The organism is Klebsiella sp. GW_Kp181 (assembly GCF_040062315.1).
Taxonomy (GTDB): Bacteria; Pseudomonadota; Gammaproteobacteria; order Enterobacterales; family Enterobacteriaceae; genus Klebsiella; species Klebsiella oxytoca.
In genome coordinates this window covers 1-16,537 of sequence record NZ_JBEAFR010000066.1, presented here as the reverse complement: position 1 = coordinate 16,537, position 16,537 = coordinate 1, and the positions used below count along the sequence as shown (strand labels likewise).

The following is a 16,537-nucleotide window of genomic DNA, read 5'->3' as shown; positions in this document are numbered from 1 at the left end:
TTGTAAGAGATACCATACAATGCAGGTTAGTTTTTTGATTGTTCGCAGTAATGCAATCTTGCCTTCATGAATACGCAATTAACCGAAATCATGCGCCTTATCACCAATCTGATCCGCACCGGCATTGTGACCGAAGTGGACCGGGACGGCTGGCTGTGCCGGGTAAAAACGGGCGACCTCGAAACCAACTGGATTAACTGGCTGACCTACCGTGCAGGTAAATCACGCACCTGGTGGTGCCCGTCTCCAGGGGAGCAGGTGGTGCTGTTCAGCCTGGGCGGCAATCTGGAAACAGCCTTTGCGCTTCCGGCCATCTACTCCAACGCCTGCCCGCCGCCGTCAGACTCTGAAAGTGCGGACGTGACCGCATACGAGGATGGTGGCTGGTTCGAATACGACCCCGCCACCGGGCGCTGGATTATTCGCGGCGTGAAAAGCGTGCTGATTGAGTCTTCGCAGGTTGTCTCCTGCAAAACCGGTGAGTTTGTGATCGAGGCTGACACCACCCTAATTAACAGCAACGTGATCCTGAACGGCGATGTGACCCACGGCGGCGGCGCGATGACGTCAAACGGCGTCGTTGCTGATAAGCATAAACACCCTGGCGACAGTGGCGGAACGACGGGAGATCCATTTTGACGCTCTATATCGGGATGAGCCGCGATACCGGCAGAGCCATAACGGAAACTGACCACCTGCGCCAGTCGGTGCGTGACATTTTGCTGACCCCGCAAGGGAGCCGGCTTGCGCGCCGGGAGTATGGTTCCCTGCTTTCAGCGCTCATTGACCAGCCGCAAAACCCGGCGCTGCGCCTGCAGATCATGGCTGCGGTGTATGTGGCGCTGCGGCGCTGGGAGCCGCGGCTGCAGCTGGACACCATCACGGTTAACAGCAGCAGCATGGATGGCGCAATGGTTATTGAGCTGGCAGGCCAGCGTAATGACGGCGTGCCCGTGTCCCTTTCCGTATCGACAGGAGCAGACAATGGCCGTTATTGACCTTTCCCAGCTGCCGCCGCCGCAAATTGTGGATGTGCCGGATTTTGAAACCATGCTGTCTGAGCGCAAGGCTGAATTTGTCGCGTTATTTCCGGCAGAAGAGCAGGAGGCCGTGGCCCGCACCTTAGCGCTTGAATCTGAGCCGGTGGTGAAAATGCTGCAGGAAAATGTGTACCGGGAGCTGCTGCTGCGCCAGCGGATTAACGAGGCGGCTAAAGCCGTGATGGTGGCCTATTCCGGCGGGGATGACCTGGACAATTTAGGCGCGAATAACAACGTACAGCGCCGGGTGATTACGGCTGCAGATGACACCACAACGCCGCCCACGGAGGCAGTAATGGAATCTGACGCGGATTATCGCCAGCGCATTCCGGCGGCCTTTGAGGGGATGAGCGTTGCCGGGCCAGTCGGAGCCTATGAATATCACGCGCTTAGCTCTGATGGTCGGGTGGCGGATGCATCGGCGTTCAGCCCGTCACCGGCGGAAGTCGTGGTGACTATTCTGGCCCGCGACGGCGATGGTACTGCGCCGGAAGATTTACTGCAGGTCGTCGGTGAGGCCCTGAATGATGAGGCTGTGCGGCCGGTGGCGGATCGGGTGAGTGTCCGATCTGCTGAGATTGTTCCCTATGAAATTGATGCGGTTCTTTATGTTTATCCCGGCCCGGCAAAGGAGCCCATCCTGGCGGCCGCGAAAGCGCAGGGTACGGCATACATCAACGAGCAGCGTCGCCTGGGGCGTGATGTGCGGCTGTCCGCGATCTATGCCGCGCTGCACGTTCAGGGTGTCCAGCGCGTCGAACTGATGAAGCCCCTGGCGGACATGGTGTTAGATAAAACGCAGGCGTCATATTGCACCGATTTTAAAGCGGTAATTGGTGGCTCTGATGACTAGCAGCCTGTTACCGCCGGGTTCGTCCGCACTGGAGCGCAGGCTGGCGCAAGCCTGTTCAGGTATCAGTGATTTAAACGTGCCGCTGCGTGATCTGTGGAACCCGTGGAAATGCCCGGCAAAGTTTCTGCCGTATCTGGCCTGGGCTTTCTCCGTTGACCGATGGGAGGAAACCTGGACAGAAACCGCTAAGCGGCAGGCTGTCAGTGATGCGTTCTGGATTCATCAGCGAAAAGGGACGGTCGCGGCGGTTAAGCGGGTGATCGAGGGGCTGGGTTACTCAATGACCCTTGAGGAGTGGTGGAAAGTAGCGGACCCCGCCGGGACGTTTCGGCTTGAAATCGATCTGAATGAAATCGGTATTACGGAGCCGATGATTTACGAACTTGAGCGAATTATTGGTGATGCAAAACCCGTGAGTCGCCATATATCACAGCTAACGTTATCGGTGAGCACTAAAGGCCTTGCAAGTATTGGGTGTGCAATATTAGACGGGGAAGACATAACGATTTATCCGGCTGGCTATACCCCGGATGAAAGTATTTATTATGACGGGCAGGCCCATTACGACGGGAATTATCATTTTTCAGGTGACAGCAAATGAATATTAGTGAAAAACCACAATGGGAAAATAGTATAAGTATGGTTGCCCGCCAACAAAGGGTTGAAGGCGGGAGAGATGGTGCAGCTAATATTCAGGCTCAGCAACTGGCAAACCGTACCCGGTTTTTGAAACAATCCGTCGAGGCATACAGCACCCTGATTAAATCGGGTGAGCTTCCTTATTCAAATGAAGATGAAGCAAAAGCCGCTATTGCAGCGGGGAAAATTCCTGAAAATAGTTTGTTTTCCGTTCGTTCTGAAAGCGCAGGCGTATGGGTTGAAGAGTTTAAAAATATTAACGGGGTGCCTGTTTCAACTGGCAAACGGCTGCCTGACAGCCTGGGTGTTTCGGTGGTGGTTTTCACCAGTGATGATGATCCGACAGGTGAGAAGGCTGGATTGTCATTAACGGTGCCGGGCCAGATTTTCCGGGTTGCATACCCTGATGACAGCAGCACCGAGACGGTTTACCGGAATGACGGAGAACGTGCGGTTAAGCTGTTAGAGGTCGCGGATAAACGTGCAATGGACAGGATGTTGCCAGATGCCGGGATTATGGGGGAAGTTGATCCAGATTATGCCGTTGAGTTTGTTGATGCATTGTTCCGTCGCGCCGTGGGCATTGATTTGCGTGGTGTGCTGGAAGCGAACGCGGGAATGCGCATTATGGGAGTTCCCGTCACCAACTTACCGGATGACTCCGATTACTGTTTTGCATTTGGTGATGAGCTGGGGCGCATTGTCTTTGGTATCGGGAAAACCGGTTTCATCGAATTGATGGGGATGCGGATTTTTGTCACAGAGGGTGAGAACTTTCTTGAGATTATTGATGAAAATCAGCGTGTGTCAGCCGGGATTGGTAGCAAAGGCGAGATTTTCAATAATTCAGCGGTGGAGCCGCAACCCGTAGAGCCTGAGCGATTCTGGCTTGATTTTGCCGAAGTGCTGCATGTCATTATCTATGGGCAATCACTTTCAATCGGGCAATACGGTACGCCGGTATTGGACACGCCGACACGCAACGCCCTGATGTTCAATACAGGGGTGCGGAGTTACAGCTCCAGCCCATCATCACTGGTGCCGCTGCGTGAAACTGTCAGTGGCAGCAACGGGGAGACAGTGGCGTCCTCTCTGGCGTATGGCTTTACTGATAACGTCAGCGATATGGCCGGTCGCGATCTGCTGTTTAATGCTGGCGGCGTCGGGGGAATTACGGTTGAGGGGCTTTCGAAAGGCACAGAGCCTTATCGCCGGTTGATTGCGCACCTGGTCTGGACAGCGACGCAGATGGCTTTACAAGGCCGTGATTATGCCGTGGATTTCATGCTGTGGATTCAGGGCGAGGCGAACATGGCAAACGGGACCAGCGCTGACAGTTACACCGGGAGGGTGACAACCTTACGGGCGGATGTGGCCGCAGATACGGCGGGGATGCGTGATGTGGGACGCGATCTGGTCATGTTGATGTATCAGACCTCATCTCACGGCTATTACGTGGGTACAGCAGAAAACCCACCGGAGCTTATCGCTCAGGCGCAGCTTGATATGGCGCTGAATAATCCTCTTATTGATATGTGGGGGCCATCATATATGGGGCTTCCGGCAAACCATACCATTGGACAGGGAAACGTCCATCACAATGCCCACGGTTACCGGCTGATGGGCCTATATGCGCAAAAGGCATTGCGACATCGCCTGCGAACACGCACCGCAGATAAGCCGAATGGTGAAAAATATTTACCTGTGCATGCTACCCGTGCCCGAAAAATAAACAGCAGAACCGTGATTACTGATGTATTTACGTATCACCCACCGTTAGTTATTGATGACTCGTATATCACTGAGCTGGCAGATGGTAATCATGGTGTCGAATTACATGATGAAACCGGGCGGCTTGATATTGTATCCGTGGAGATTGTGGCGGGAACGAAAATTAAAATCGTGTCGAAAACAGATATCGGAAACGGGGCGTTTGTGGCATTTGCCTGGACGCCGGAGAACCGAGGAGAAATCACAAACAACCGATATCAACAATGGTTTTTCGGGCGAGAAACAGGGGTACGAACAACCATTCATGATTCTGACCCTGAAAAAACTGATTTAACAGATGAAAACGGCAAGCCTTATCCGCTTTATAACTATTTACCGATTCAGAAGATTGCCATTTCCGAATAACAGATGAAATTAAACGAGGTATTTTATGATTCAGTTTCAGGTCGCTAAGGATTTTGGTAATCCCCTGCTGCCAGTCAGTAAGGCCCGCTCGGAAATGTATCTGGATTCTGCACTCTCTATTTACGAAATGCGCAGCGCAAAAGAAAGCAGCAGTAATGGCAGAGCGCTGGAGGTTAACGGCCTGACCTTTGATAATGAGGGGCTGGTTTGTGATGGCATTGATGGTCATTACGCTGATACGGGGCTTATTGAGCCTCTGGCTAATACCGTCATCGTTGCATTTCGGGCTAATCCGCAGGAAGTCACAACGCAGATTTACTCGGGCCTGCCTGAATCGGAGAGACCGTTTACAGGAGCGCGGGCCGCGATTACTAAAGACGGTATTTTTGTGGCTGATACGGGGGCGACGCCCGCGACGATCCACGCTCAAATCGGCAATATCACGCCAGGCTGGGAGCTAATAGCAGTAGTGACGGGAGCAAAACAACTTTCGGTAATCCGTGCATCGACTATGGAAACAGTGACCACGAAGTTTGAAACCCGAAACGAGCCGAAAAGAACTATTCGCATCGGGGGTGGGTATGTTGCCCCGCACAACCTGGGTATCAACGGACGTGTAGGATTATGGGCCATGTATAACGGTGTGCTGGATAGCGCGACCATTGTAGGTCTGTTCGCAAAAGCACGTACCATCATGGCTGGGAAAGGCGTCGTTATTCCTTAAGGGGGAGAATGTGGGTAAACCATTTTATACGCGCCTGACCCCTGCCGGGGAGCAAAAGTTTGCAACGGCGGCGGTGTCTGGTGAGCCGGTCAGTTTTTATGAGATGGCAGTGGGCGATGGCGGCGGAATCCTGCCTGACCCCTCCCGTATTGACGGTCTGATTAACGAGCGATTTCGGGCGCAAATAAACCGGGTAGTCATCGCTGACCAGGCAGCTAACGTCATCCGCGTTGAAATGATCATGATGCCTCAGGTGGGAGGATTCTGGATACGCGAAGCGGCACTCTACGATGAAGAAGGGATTTGTCTTGCCGTCGCGAATATGGCTCCGACCTATAAGCCGCTGCTTACAGAGGGGGCCGGGCGTTTACAGTCGGTTAATATGTGGATTGCCGTCAGCAAAACCAGCGATGTGACGATTAAAGCGGACCCGGCGGTTATTCTGGCTACCGTGGAAGAAGTGAACCGCGCAAAAAATGAGGCAAAGGATTATGCCGACCAGGTCGCAGGGCAGCTGGATATGGATATTCAGCAGGTTATCGCTGACGCTATCACTGCGGCGCGTCGGGACTTTTGGGAAGAAGAAAACCCGCCTGGAACGGTGCGCTTCTTTGCTCAAAATGTCGATCCGAACGAGAAATGGCCGTGGTCCCAATGGGTGTACACCGGCGAAAACAAAACGATCCGCGTTGGAAAGGCTGACGGATCGGACGTCGGGCAGAGCGGCGGCAGCGATACCGTTACACTGCAGCGTGCCAACCTGCCCGCCGTTCAGATTAATGTGAGCGGCGAAACCAGCGAACAGGGGCAGCAGGAGCTGACGACATCGGGCAACGGAAGGCACCGGCACAGGGCAGGAGACGGGGCGCCGGGGGATACCTGGCAGGATGCCACACACGGAACGGATAACCAGAAATATACGGGGTGGAACTATACCGACTATGCAGAAGACCATCAGCATGGCGTCACGATCCCGCCCCACAAACACACGACCACCGGCAAAACCGATAACCTCGGTGAAGGGAAATCAATCAGCGTGGTTGAGGCCCACACACTGCTGATGTGCTGGAGCCGCGTTGCCTGATAAATCCCGGTATCAGTCTGCCCCGATAAGGGGCTTTTTTCTTTCTGCGGTTGTGTCATTGACGGTACAACGGCCATCAACGGCTTGCGGTGAATGATTTCCCTACCATGGGTGAACCCCTAAACAGGAGATTCATTCATGGCGCAAGACTATCACCACGGCGTGCGTGTTGTTGAAGTTAACGACGGCACCCGCTCTATCACGACGGTGAGTACGGCGATTGTAGGCATGGTATGCACCGGCGATGATGCCGATGCCTCTGTGTTCCCGCTCAATAAGCCGGTTCTGCTTACCGATGTACTGACCGCCAGCGGCAAAGCGGGCGAGTCCGGCACGCTGGCCCGCTCACTGGACGCCATCGCAGACCAGGCAAAACCCATCACCGTAGTGGTGCGTGTTGCCCAGGGCGAAACAGAAGCGGAAACCACCTCCAATATTATCGGCGGCGTAACCGCTGACGGTAAGAAAACGGGCATCAAAGCGCTGCTTTCGGCGCAGTCGCAGCTGGGTGTGAAGCCGCGCATTCTGGGTGTGCCGGGTCATGACACGCAGGCTGTTTCCACTGAACTGTTAAGCGTGGCGCAGAGCCTGCGCGGCTTTGCGTACCTGTCTGCCTACGGTTGTAAAACCGTGGAAGAAGCGATTGCCTACCGCGAAAATTTCAGTCAGCGAGAAGGGATGCTGATCTGGCCTGATTTCATCAACTTTGACACGGTGCTGCAGGCGGATGCGACCGCTTACGCCACTGCCCGCGCGCTGGGTCTGCGTGCAAAAATCGACGAGCAGACCGGCTGGCACAAAACCCTTTCTAACGTGGGCGTCAACGGCGTAACCGGCTTGTCTGCGGATGTGTTCTGGGATCTGCAGGACCCGGCAACCGATGCCGGACTGCTGAACCAGAACGACGTCACCACCTTGATCCGCAAGGATGGTTTCCGCTTCTGGGGTTCCCGCTGCCTGAGCGATGACCCGTTATTCCAGTTTGAAAACTACACCCGTACCGCGCAGGTGCTGGCAGACACCATGGCGGAGGCGCATATGTGGGCGGTTGACATGCCGCTTAACCCTTCGCTGGCTCGCGACATTATCGAAGGTATCCGCGCCAAAATGCGCAGCCTGGTAAATCAGGGCTACCTCATCGGCGGTGATTGCTGGATTGATGACAGTGTGAATGACAAAGACACGCTGAAAGCCGGGAAACTCTGGATCGACTACGACTATACGCCAGTGCCTCCACTGGAAAACCTGATGCTGCGCCAGCGCATCACTGACCGTTACCTGGTGGATTTCACCACCCGCGTAAGCGCATAAGGGGGACCCATGGCCTTACCACGCAAGTTAAAACACCTGAATATTTTTAACGCCGGTAACAACTGGATGGGCATTGCTGAATCCGTCACCCTGCCGAAATTCACCCGCAAGCTGGAAAACTACCGCGGCGGCGGTATGCCCGGTTCAGTAGGTATTGATCTGGGGCTGGATGATGGCGCGCTGGATACGGAAATGACCATCGGCGGCACTGAGGCGCTTTTGTTTAAACAGATGGGCAAAGCCACGGTGGACGGCGTGCAGCTGCGCTTTACCGGGTCTATTCAGCGCGACGACACCGGCGAAGTGCAGGCCGTTGAGCTGGTCGTCCGTGGTCGCCACAAAGAGATGGATTCCGGCGAGTGGAAAACCGGCGAGAGCAATTCCACCAAAGTCAGCAGCGTTAACTGTTACGCGAAGCTGACCATTAACGGTGAAGTGCTCTATGAGGTCGATGCGATCAACATGATTGAAGTTGTTGATGGTGTTGACCTGATGGAAGAACACCGTAACGCCATCGGTCTGTAATTTTTTCCTGGCGCGCGAGGTCGCGCCAGCCAACCCATAACAGGAAAAGAGCATGAGTGAGAAAACAGAAGCAACGGTAAAACTGGATAGCCCGATTAAGCGCGGTGATACCACGATTACGGAAATTGTGCTGCGTAAGCCGCAATCCGGCGCGCTGCGCGGTACGCGACTGCAGGCGGTGATGGAGATGGACGTGGCCTCTATGATGACCGTGATCCCACGCATCTCCACACCAACGCTGACCCCGCAGGAAATGGCGGACCTCGACCCGGCAGACCTGGCCGCGATGTCTGTCGAGGTGGTCCTTTTTTTGTTGCCGAAGTCGGCGCTTGCCGATTTGCCGACAGCCTGACGGTAGATGACCTGGTGGCGGATATCGCCACGATCTTTCACTGGCCGCCGTCCGTCACTGACGTTATGCCGCTGACGGAAGTGCTGGAGTGGCGGCACAGAGCGATAATGCGTAGCGGGGCCAGCGATGAGTGATAAAAACCTGCGCCTGCAGGTGGTTCTGAGTGCGGTTGATAAACTCACCCGCCCTTTAAAAAATGCGCTGGCTGGCTCGAAGGAGCTGGCCTCCGGCATCCGGCAGACCCGTGATCAGCTTAAACGGCTTAACGACGCGGGGAGCCAGTTAAAATCTTTTGATCAACTCTCACAGAGCCTGAACCGGACCAGCAACGAGCTGGACCAGGCGAGGCTGCGTGCGCAGATGATGACGCGCGAGCTGGCAGCGCTCGAATCCCCCACGAAAAAACAGACGCAGGCGCTTGAGGCGCAATGGCGCGCCGTATCACGCCTGGAACAAAAGCAGGGGCAGGAAACGCGGCAGATGGCTGCAGCCAGGGCGGAGCTGTACCGCCTTGGCATCTCTGCGGGCGGTGGCGCCCGTGAAACGGCCAGAATTACCCGCGAAACGGATCGCTATAACCAGCAGCTGGCAGAGCAGGAGCGGCGCTTGCGAGACGTGGGCGAGCGCCAGCGTAAGCTGAATGCGATCAGGGCCAAAGCTGACAAGATGCGCGACGTGCGTAACAGCCTGGCGGGGAACGGGGCCGGGATGATGGCGGCCGGGGTGACAACGGGCGCGACCTTGCTGGCGCCCATTCGCGCCTACTCGGAATCAGAGAACGCCGCTAACCAGCTGGCAGGCTCAATGATGGGACCGGGCGGAAAGGTGGCGCCTGAGTTCCTGAAGCTGAACAAGCTGGCGATTGCCCTGGGGGACCGGTTGCCCGGTACCACGGCAGATTTTCAGAACATGATGACCATGTTACGCCGTCAGGGGATGTCAGCGCAGGTTATCCTGGGCGGGCTGGGTGAGTCGGCGGCTTACCTTGGCGTGCAGCTGCAAATGGCGCCGACGGAGGCGGCAGAGTTTGCCGCAAAATTGCAGGACGCCACGCAGACCACCGAAAAAGACATGATGAGCCTGATGGATCTTATCCAGCGTGGTTTTTATGCGGGCGTAGACCCCGGGAATATGCTGCAGGGTTTTTCAAAAATTAGTAGCGCGATGAGTATCCTAAATAAAAAAGGGATAGATGCAGCTAAAACTTTTGCCCCACTGCTGGTTATGGCCGACCAGGCAAGTATGGCCGGGGAGTCTGCTGGGAATGCGTATCGGAAAATATTCCAGGCTGCCCTGGATGCAAAGAAAATTAAAGCTGTTAATGATGATCTAAAAGGGACCGGCATTAAGTTTAATTTTTCTGATGGTAAGGGAGGATTTGGTGGGCTGGAAAATATGTATGTCCAGCTAAGTAAGCTGAGCAAACTTACTCCCGAGAGGCAGATGGCAACAAAAAAAGACCTGTTTGGCAATGATTCAGAAACGCTGCAGGCGTTGGATATCATGATCCAAAAAGGTATTGATGGTTATCGTGAAACAGTAGCGAAGCTGGAGAACCAGGCTACCCTGCGCGAGCGCGTCGAAGCATCGCTTAATACCCTGGGCAACAAATGGGAAGCCGCTGGCGGCTCCTTTACCAACGCCATGGCGAGCATCGGTGAAACCGTCGCGCCGGTGCTGAAAAATATTGCGGACTGGCTGGGTAATCTGGCGTCCGCGCTGGATGGTTTTGTGAAGCGTCATCCGCAACTGACGGCGGCGCTATTTAAAATTGCGGCCGTGTTTGCCGTGGTAGCTACCGCAGCGGGTGTGGTGTCACTGGCCCTTGCATCCATTTTGGGACCTATGGCGGTAGTGCGGGTAAGTGCTGGCATTCTCCAGCTTAAATTTGCTTCTGCGTTTGGTCTGGTCACAAGAGTAATTGGCGGCGCAGGCCAGGCGGTCATCTGGTTAGGCCGGTTGATGATGGCTAACCCCATTCTGGCGATAGTTGGCCTGATTGCGATGGGAGCCATCTATATCTGGCAGAACTGGGAAACGCTGGGGCCGAAGTTTAAAGCACTGTGGGATGCCATCACGTCAGGGGTGTCAGTAGCCTGGGCTGTGATTAAGCAGACCATAAGCAGCAAATGGGATGAAATTCTGAGTGATGTTGCCGCGCTGCCCGCAAAATTTAAAGCGGTGGGCGGGGCGATCATTGACGGCATCCTGAGCGGTATCAATGAGAAATGGGAAACGCTTAAGAGCAAGCTGGCATCGGTCAAAAGCTACCTGCCGGACTGGATGACCGGCGGCGATAATTCGCAGGGCGCCTCACCGCAGAAAAAGACCCCAGGATTTTTCGCGGGGATGTATGACAGCGGTGGTTATATTCCACGTGGACAGGTGGGTATTGCTGGCGAGAATGGCCCGGAGCTGATTAACGGTCCGGCCTATGTGACCAGCCGCAGGAGAACGGCCGCGCTGGCGTCCGTAGTCGCCGGAATGATGGGGGGAGCAATGCCAGCAGAGGCCGCCCCGCTTCATCCCATGAGTCTGCCGGCAGCTTCATACCGTCCTGTAACTGATAAGCCAGCAGGCAGCCAGCCTGTATTCCAGTTTGAAACCCATGCGCAAATTATTATCCAGGCTCTACCCGGACAGAGTGCGCAGGATATTGCGCAGGAAGTTGCACGGCAGCTTGATGCGCGCGAGCGACGCATGAAGGCGAAGGCCCGCAGCAATTTCAGTGATCAAGGGGGGTACGATTCATGATGATGGTCCTGGGCTTGTTTGTGTTTCAGCTGCGCACGGTTCCCTATCAGCAACTGCAGTATCAGCGGAACTGGCGCCATGTGACCAACAACCGCGTTAATCGCCGTCCGACAACGCAATTTTTGGGGCCAGATAACGATCAGCTGACGCTCTCCGGCGTCCTCATGCCGGAAGTGACCGGCGGCCGGTTGTCGTTGCTGGCGCTGGAGCTGATGGCAGAGCAGGGGAAGGCGTGGCCGCTGATCGAGGGTGGTGGGACTATCTACGGCATGTATGTGATTGAGAGCCTTAACCAGACGAAAACGGAATTTTTCGCCAGTGGAGAAGCCAGGAAAATAGAGTTTTCGTTGGGGCTTAAACGGGTGGATGAGTCCCTGTCTGAAATGTTCGGCAGTCTGAGTGATCAGCTTAGCAGTCTGCAGGATTCTGCCGCCGCCGCAGTAGGGAACATCAGATCCACGGTAGGAGGGTTGCTGCAGTGAGCGAGATGGCTGATTTACTCAACCTCGGAAGCAAGACCCCGGCCTTTCGGATCGTGATTGAAGGTAAAGATGCCACGCAGACGCTGGATAAACGTCTGCTGGGTATGACACTGACCGACAACCGCGGATTTGAAGCTGACCAGCTTGATCTGGAGCTGGACGACGCCGACGGCCTGGTAATTATGCCGCGTCGTGGCGCAGTGATTTCTCTGGCGCTGGGATGGAAAGGCGAGCCGCTGTACTCAAAAGGTAAGTTTACCGTTGACGAAATAGAGCATAGCGGCAGCCCGGACAGGCTGACAATCCGTGCCCGTAGTGCTGATTTCAGGGAAACGCTGAATGTCCGGCGTGAGAAGTCCTGGCACAAAACGACGGTGGGCGATGTGGTGAAAGACATTGCCGCACGGCACAACCTTAAAGTTGCTATAGGAAATGATGTTGCTGCGATGGCGCTGGATCACCTGGACCAGACCAACGAAAGCGACGCCAGCTTTTTAATGAAGCTGGCGCGGCAGTATGGCGCGATTGCCTCAGTCAAGGACGGTAATCTGCTGTTTATCCGGCAGGGGCAGGGGAAAACAGCAAGTGGTAAACCGTTGCCGGTCATCACTATTACCCGTAAGGACGGAGACAGTCACCGGTTTAGCCTGGCTGACAGGGGAGCATATACGGGTGTTATCGCTCACTGGCTGCATACCCGGGAACCGGAAAAGAAAGAAACTGCAAAGGTGAAGCGCCGCCGGAGGACGACAAAACCCAAAGAGCCGGAAGCAAAGCAGGGGGATTACCTGGTCGGAACAGATGAGAATGTGCTGGTTCTGAACCGTACCTATGCGAACCGCAGTAATGCAGAACGGGCAGCAAAAATGAACTGGGAGCGGCTGCAGCGCGGCGTGGCGACATTTTCTCTCCAGCTGGCAGAAGGCCGCGCGGATCTGTATACAGAAATGCCCGTTAAGGTCAGCGGTTTTAAACAGCCCATTGATGATGCGGAATGGACCATCACAACGTTAACGCACACGGTCAACCCGGATAGCGGATTTACGACCAGCATCGAACTGGAAGTGAAGATTGATGATTTAGAAATGAGCTGATTAGGTTCACAAAATGGAAGTTATGTGTATCATTATGTGATTGAAAAGTGCAGGGCGGGAGATAAATGTAATGATGAATTGTCCAAAGTGCGGCCACGCGGCGCATACGCGGAGTAGCTTTCGGGTAACGGATCAGACAAAAGAGCGTTACTGTCAGTGCCAGAACATTAATTGCGGAACCACCTTCATCACTCATGAAACCGTAGTGCGATACATCATGACACCTGGAGTTATTGATAATGCCCCGCCGCACCCTACTGCCGCCGGGCAGGGGCATATGAACTTTTAACGTAACAAAAGTTTATTGCAGAGGTTCAATCAAACTGGTTCTGTAAGCGCGTGCCTTTTCGTTTTCCATGGAGCCAGTTTTTTTACATTCAACTCCACCGCCATTAATCCTAAAACCTTGGTCATGGGAAACATTTAACAGAGTGATTTTTTTAATCGTCTCTGGCTTCCATTTGTTCATAAAGTAATCATTGCAAATGCCGCTGAAAAGTGATTCAGCGGCATCTATCAATAATTTTGGTTTGCTGTATTTAATGGTTAGCTCGCCATTGTCCAGGCTGTGCGATCTTGTATCGTAAACAGCAATGAGATTCTCAATAGAGTCTGGGATTTTGTCTGCGAAGGCGCTTTGAGATGCGACAAGTAGCAAGGCCAAAAGAGGTTTTTTCATACGAGTCTGTCCTTAAAAAGTATGAGTACGTGAAAAACCTGCTGCCATTTTGCTGCCAATGGCGTTTCTGATATGAAAAAGCCACCTCGCGAGAAGTGGCTTACTATATGATTTTAAAGCTAAAATTTGGTGGCCCCTGTTGGGTTTGAACCAACGACCAAGCGATTATGAGTCGCCTGCTCTAACCACTGAGCTAAGGGGCCGTGGCGAAGGATTATAAAGTAACTGTTGCCCGCAATCCAGCCTAAAACGCACGCCTGCTGTTTTTATAAACAACGCATTTTCAATCCTTTATAATTATCTTTTAGGTATTGAGCTGGGGAAAACATGATCAACGATATTCTGGCGCCGGACCTGCGGGTGGTCTTTTGCGGTATCAATCCGGGGAAGTCTTCCGCCCATACCGGTTTTCATTTCGCCCATCCGGGAAATCGCTTCTGGAAGGTGATTCATCAGGCCGGGTTTACCGACCGTCTTCTGAAACCCGAAGAGGAGCTGCAGCTGCTGGATACCCGCTGCGGGATTACCATGCTAGTCGAGCGCCCGACGGTACAGGCCAGCGAGGTCGCGCTGCTGGAGCTCCGCGATGGCGGAAGAGAGCTGGTGAGGAAAATGGAAGAGTATCAGCCGCGCGCGCTGGCGATCCTCGGTAAACAGGCTTTCGAGAAAGCGTTTCAGGTACGCGGCGTAAAATGGGGCAAACAGCAGGTGACCATAGGCGCGACGGAAGTATGGGTGTTGCCAAATCCCAGCGGGCTCAACCGGGCGACGCTGGATAAGCTGGTGGAGGCCTACCGGGAGCTTGACGAGGCGCTGGCAACGCGAGGGCTTTAATTCGCCCCGGGTGGTTCCAGGCGGGTAAATTCGCCGATAGGACGGCGAATTCTATTATTTTCGCCATAGTCGTCAACGTAGCCTGCGCGAAGGATCATTTGCGGCGGCTGGCTTAAGCCTAAGGTTTCCGCCAGCTGTTTACGGAACGCTTTATCCTCCAGCATCTGGCTCACCGGCTGAACAGAGATGCCGTAGCGGACGGCATCCAGCCAGAAGGCCTGCAGATTCATGCCGCTGCGCATCATCAGCGGAAAGGTTTCCTCTCCGCCGATGATAAAAAATCCGGCGCTCTGCGCTACGCTGCTGGCCGTTTTACTGATGCTTTCCGCGGCGAAGGCTTCTCCCTGGGCTTTTTGCCGATCGAAAAATGAGTAATAGAGCAGTTTTTTTATCCCGGTGATGCTTAACTGTTCTGCGGGCAGGCCGTCTTTCAACCGGCGGGCCTCTTCGTTGGAAAAGCGCAGCCAGTGAGCGAACTCCGCTCTTTTGGCCGCATCGAGCGCCTGAGCCTTTGCTGCCTGGATGGCAAAACTCTCAAGCTTATTAAACCCGGCGCTGCCGCGTGGATAATAATTTAAATACGGCTGGTGCTGTTTGAGCAGGGCAGCGAGATCGCGGGGCGCAAGGGCAATATCCTGAAACGGACGTTTGTCGGTGTGCCGGCGCTCAATTAACTTCAGCACGGCGGGCTGTTTGAGAGAAGAGGCGCTGTGGAGGGGGCTTAACGTCATGCGGGCAACATCACCATTGCGCGCCATCGCCGGTAAAATGTCTATTTCCGCCCGCATGCCAAATGCGGCGGCTGCCTGGCGGAAGTTCTCCAGGAACGCGCCCAGAGAAATACAGGCTTCTCGCCCCGCCGGGTCGATATGCGGGAGGGCTTTACTGTGGTCGAACGCCAGGGTGAATCGCCGTGCGTCCGGGTTATAGCGAATCTGCCAGGGCTGAGTATTATGCGCATTTGGCGCCAGCGAGGCGTAATACACTATATGGCGCTGTTCGGTTGGCAGCGCAAATGGTAGTGAAAGATCTTTGGTCAGGCGCAGGGGCTTCGCTTTATGATAGGCACAGGCGCAAACCACTATCATACCTATTAGTAAGGACAGAAATATTTTCTTTATCATCGACTTTCGCCTTTTTCTATCATTAATAATAAAGCGTCAAAAGCGAAGTTAAGAAAGGATTTTCGGTCCTTCTCAAGATGCCGCAAAATATAGGCTTCTTTACTTGCTGATTTCTCTATCAGCCCGGTCAGGCAGAGCCAGAACAGCATCATGACGTCTGCCATTGGAGCATTTAACTGAAGCTCTTTGTTTGCTGCCGCGCGGGAAATTTCTCCGGCGATAATATGATTAATCTCCTCGCCGAGCATATAGATATTAGTCAGTACTTTATTATTTTTCATCTCTTTTTCAGAGCAACCTATTTTCCCGGTAATGCCGGGGAAATAGACGATGCCGGAGTCGTGGATAGCAACCAACGACTGGCAAAGCTCATGATAAAACTCGCGGAAGGGGGCCTGCCGGCTGACTATTTTCACCACCTCCTGGTGAAAGCGCTCCATTCCATCGAGAATAAGGTGATCGACAATATCCTGTTTACTGTCAAAGTAGCTATAAAGCGTGGTTTTACTGAATCCGGCTTCGTGCGCAATCTCATCCATGGTCGTTCCTTCTATACCATGGTTAAGAAATAACGTATTAGCGGTGGCCAGAATAACCGTTCTATTAAAATCAGCCAGCTGAATCTTTCGTTTGCTATTCATTGAATATCCCTATTATTTAGATTCGCGTTGTCCATTAAGTGCGATTTATGAACTAATAGTACAAATATAAAACTATGAGTCCAGTTGTTTGGCTTTATGGTATTAAATAATAAGAATATGACCCGGATATATATTGATAATTTCTGGATGCAGGTATTAATATTTATTAAAGGAATGATTTGCGATTAGCCATAAAAAAAGCCAGTCAGTTGGACTGACCCCATAAAGTTGGACAGTTCATATTAAGCGGCTTTCAGGGCCTGGG

Annotated in this window: 19 protein-coding genes, 1 tRNA gene and 1 pseudogene; 17 read left to right on the top strand and 4 right to left on the bottom strand. The window is 53.7% G+C overall.

Annotation, left to right across the window (positions count from 1 at the left end; translation table 11 throughout):
• Positions 1–66 precede the first annotated feature (66 nt).
• The 16 genes and pseudogenes from ABLV11_RS17120 (at position 67) to ABLV11_RS17045 (ending at position 13,283) form a co-directional block, all read left to right on the top strand.
• Positions 67–639 carry a phage baseplate assembly protein V gene (locus ABLV11_RS17120; RefSeq protein WP_004174323.1) on the top strand — a complete coding sequence of 191 codons (573 nt, stop codon included), beginning with the start codon at positions 67–69 and terminating at the stop codon, positions 637–639.
• Complete coding sequence (locus tag ABLV11_RS17115) at positions 636–998, top strand: GPW/gp25 family protein (protein ID WP_004174325.1); 363 nt, start codon at positions 636–638, stop codon at positions 996–998. Before ABLV11_RS17120 ends, ABLV11_RS17115 begins: the two co-directional genes overlap by 4 nt.
• Positions 985–1,893: a baseplate assembly protein gene (locus tag ABLV11_RS17110; RefSeq protein ID WP_348855518.1), complete on the top strand. Its 909-nt coding sequence runs from the start codon at positions 985–987 to the stop codon at positions 1,891–1,893. The genes ABLV11_RS17115 and ABLV11_RS17110 overlap by 14 nt, the downstream gene beginning before the upstream one ends.
• Positions 1,886–2,494 carry a phage tail protein I gene (locus ABLV11_RS17105; protein ID WP_348855516.1) on the top strand — a complete coding sequence of 203 codons (609 nt, stop codon included), beginning with the start codon at positions 1,886–1,888 and terminating at the stop codon, positions 2,492–2,494. The genes ABLV11_RS17110 and ABLV11_RS17105 overlap by 8 nt, the downstream gene beginning before the upstream one ends.
• Positions 2,491–4,668, top strand: coding sequence for a sialate O-acetylesterase (locus tag ABLV11_RS17100; protein WP_259503144.1), 2,178 nt, complete (start codon positions 2,491–2,493; stop codon positions 4,666–4,668). The genes ABLV11_RS17105 and ABLV11_RS17100 overlap by 4 nt, the downstream gene beginning before the upstream one ends.
• Positions 4,669–4,693: 25 nt before the next feature.
• Positions 4,694–5,392 (top strand): hypothetical protein, encoded by a 699-nt coding sequence (locus tag ABLV11_RS17095; protein ID WP_348855513.1) that lies wholly within the window; start codon positions 4,694–4,696, stop codon positions 5,390–5,392.
• Between the two features lie 10 nt (positions 5,393–5,402).
• The gene (locus ABLV11_RS17090; protein ID WP_348855511.1) at positions 5,403–6,476 is read left to right on the top strand and encodes a phage tail protein; all 1,074 of its coding nucleotides are present in this window, start codon (positions 5,403–5,405) and stop codon (positions 6,474–6,476) included.
• 138 nt (positions 6,477–6,614) lie between these two features.
• Positions 6,615–7,787, top strand: coding sequence for a phage tail sheath protein (locus ABLV11_RS17085; RefSeq protein ID WP_023318907.1), 1,173 nt, complete (start codon positions 6,615–6,617; stop codon positions 7,785–7,787).
• A 9-nt stretch (positions 7,788–7,796) separates the two neighbouring features.
• On the top strand, positions 7,797–8,312 hold the full coding sequence (locus ABLV11_RS17080; RefSeq protein ID WP_348855509.1) for a phage major tail tube protein: 516 nt from the start codon (positions 7,797–7,799) through the stop codon (positions 8,310–8,312).
• A 52-nt stretch (positions 8,313–8,364) separates the two neighbouring features.
• The gene (locus ABLV11_RS17075) at positions 8,365–8,664 is read left to right on the top strand and encodes a phage tail assembly protein (protein WP_004144716.1); all 300 of its coding nucleotides are present in this window, start codon (positions 8,365–8,367) and stop codon (positions 8,662–8,664) included.
• A gap of 14 nt (positions 8,665–8,678) precedes the next feature.
• A complete protein-coding gene (locus ABLV11_RS17070) occupies positions 8,679–8,798 on the top strand; it encodes a GpE family phage tail protein (RefSeq protein ID WP_002896220.1) in 120 nt (39 codons plus the stop codon).
• Positions 8,791–8,912 (top strand): annotated as a pseudogene (locus tag ABLV11_RS17065) (hypothetical protein). Before ABLV11_RS17070 ends, ABLV11_RS17065 begins: the two are co-directional and overlap by 8 nt.
• A gap of 112 nt (positions 8,913–9,024) precedes the next feature.
• Positions 9,025–11,418, top strand: coding sequence for a phage tail tape measure protein (locus tag ABLV11_RS17060; protein ID WP_074440933.1), 2,394 nt, complete (start codon positions 9,025–9,027; stop codon positions 11,416–11,418).
• Positions 11,415–11,900: a phage tail protein gene (locus tag ABLV11_RS17055; RefSeq protein ID WP_004185683.1), complete on the top strand. Its 486-nt coding sequence runs from the start codon at positions 11,415–11,417 to the stop codon at positions 11,898–11,900. The genes ABLV11_RS17060 and ABLV11_RS17055 overlap by 4 nt, the downstream gene beginning before the upstream one ends.
• Positions 11,897–12,994 (top strand): phage late control D family protein, encoded by a 1,098-nt coding sequence (locus tag ABLV11_RS17050; protein ID WP_019704974.1) that lies wholly within the window; start codon positions 11,897–11,899, stop codon positions 12,992–12,994. The genes ABLV11_RS17055 and ABLV11_RS17050 overlap by 4 nt, the downstream gene beginning before the upstream one ends.
• 70 nt (positions 12,995–13,064) lie before the next feature.
• Positions 13,065–13,283 carry an ogr/Delta-like zinc finger family protein gene (locus ABLV11_RS17045; protein WP_004174338.1) on the top strand — a complete coding sequence of 73 codons (219 nt, stop codon included), beginning with the start codon at positions 13,065–13,067 and terminating at the stop codon, positions 13,281–13,283.
• A 12-nt stretch (positions 13,284–13,295) separates the two neighbouring features.
• On the opposite strand, the gene ABLV11_RS17040 is transcribed toward ABLV11_RS17045, so the two are convergent.
• Together ABLV11_RS17040 and ABLV11_RS17035 are read right to left on the bottom strand one after the other, a co-directional pair.
• Positions 13,296–13,673: a hypothetical protein gene (locus tag ABLV11_RS17040; RefSeq protein WP_004144517.1), complete on the bottom strand. Its 378-nt coding sequence runs from the start codon at positions 13,671–13,673 to the stop codon at positions 13,296–13,298.
• 127 nt (positions 13,674–13,800) lie between these two features.
• Positions 13,801–13,876: transfer RNA gene (locus tag ABLV11_RS17035), tRNA-Ile, on the bottom strand.
• A gap of 124 nt (positions 13,877–14,000) precedes the next feature.
• On the opposite strand from ABLV11_RS17035, the gene mug reads away from it, so the two are divergent.
• Positions 14,001–14,507 carry a G/U mismatch-specific DNA glycosylase gene (gene mug, locus ABLV11_RS17030; protein WP_004105914.1) on the top strand — a complete coding sequence of 169 codons (507 nt, stop codon included), beginning with the start codon at positions 14,001–14,003 and terminating at the stop codon, positions 14,505–14,507.
• On the opposite strand, the gene ABLV11_RS17025 is transcribed toward mug, so the two are convergent.
• Both ABLV11_RS17025 and ABLV11_RS17020 read right to left on the bottom strand, forming a co-directional pair.
• Complete coding sequence (locus tag ABLV11_RS17025; protein ID WP_224330950.1) at positions 14,504–15,631, bottom strand: hypothetical protein; 1,128 nt, start codon at positions 15,629–15,631, stop codon at positions 14,504–14,506. The two genes, mug and ABLV11_RS17025, sit on opposite strands and share 4 nt — an antisense overlap.
• A complete protein-coding gene (locus ABLV11_RS17020; RefSeq protein WP_134883717.1) occupies positions 15,628–16,272 on the bottom strand; it encodes a TetR/AcrR family transcriptional regulator in 645 nt (214 codons plus the stop codon). The genes ABLV11_RS17025 and ABLV11_RS17020 overlap by 4 nt, the downstream gene beginning before the upstream one ends.
• Positions 16,273–16,537 lie beyond the last annotated feature (265 nt).

What these genes read in the sequence shown, in the direction of transcription:
- ABLV11_RS17100 (WP_259503144.1), top strand. Translation starts at nt 2,491, where the DNA reads ATGAATATTAGTGAAAAACCACAATGGGAAAATAGTATAAGTATGGTT.
- ABLV11_RS17075 (WP_004144716.1), top strand. Translation starts at nt 8,365, where the DNA reads ATGAGTGAGAAAACAGAAGCAACGGTAAAACTGGATAGCCCGATTAAG.
- ABLV11_RS17025 (WP_224330950.1), bottom strand. Translation starts at nt 15,631, where the DNA reads ATGATAAAGAAAATATTTCTGTCCTTACTAATAGGTATGATAGTGGTT.
- ABLV11_RS17105 (WP_348855516.1), top strand. Translation starts at nt 1,886, where the DNA reads ATGACTAGCAGCCTGTTACCGCCGGGTTCGTCCGCACTGGAGCGCAGG.
- ABLV11_RS17110 (WP_348855518.1), top strand. Translation starts at nt 985, where the DNA reads ATGGCCGTTATTGACCTTTCCCAGCTGCCGCCGCCGCAAATTGTGGAT.
- ABLV11_RS17095 (WP_348855513.1), top strand. Translation starts at nt 4,694, where the DNA reads ATGATTCAGTTTCAGGTCGCTAAGGATTTTGGTAATCCCCTGCTGCCA.
- ABLV11_RS17060 (WP_074440933.1), top strand. Translation starts at nt 9,025, where the DNA reads ATGATGACGCGCGAGCTGGCAGCGCTCGAATCCCCCACGAAAAAACAG.
- ABLV11_RS17120 (WP_004174323.1), top strand. Translation starts at nt 67, where the DNA reads ATGAATACGCAATTAACCGAAATCATGCGCCTTATCACCAATCTGATC.
- ABLV11_RS17020 (WP_134883717.1), bottom strand. Translation starts at nt 16,272, where the DNA reads ATGAATAGCAAACGAAAGATTCAGCTGGCTGATTTTAATAGAACGGTT.
- ABLV11_RS17055 (WP_004185683.1), top strand. Translation starts at nt 11,415, where the DNA reads ATGATGATGGTCCTGGGCTTGTTTGTGTTTCAGCTGCGCACGGTTCCC.
- ABLV11_RS17085 (WP_023318907.1), top strand. Translation starts at nt 6,615, where the DNA reads ATGGCGCAAGACTATCACCACGGCGTGCGTGTTGTTGAAGTTAACGAC.
- ABLV11_RS17080 (WP_348855509.1), top strand. Translation starts at nt 7,797, where the DNA reads ATGGCCTTACCACGCAAGTTAAAACACCTGAATATTTTTAACGCCGGT.
- ABLV11_RS17040 (WP_004144517.1), bottom strand. Translation starts at nt 13,673, where the DNA reads ATGAAAAAACCTCTTTTGGCCTTGCTACTTGTCGCATCTCAAAGCGCC.
- mug (WP_004105914.1), top strand. Translation starts at nt 14,001, where the DNA reads ATGATCAACGATATTCTGGCGCCGGACCTGCGGGTGGTCTTTTGCGGT.
- ABLV11_RS17045 (WP_004174338.1), top strand. Translation starts at nt 13,065, where the DNA reads ATGATGAATTGTCCAAAGTGCGGCCACGCGGCGCATACGCGGAGTAGC.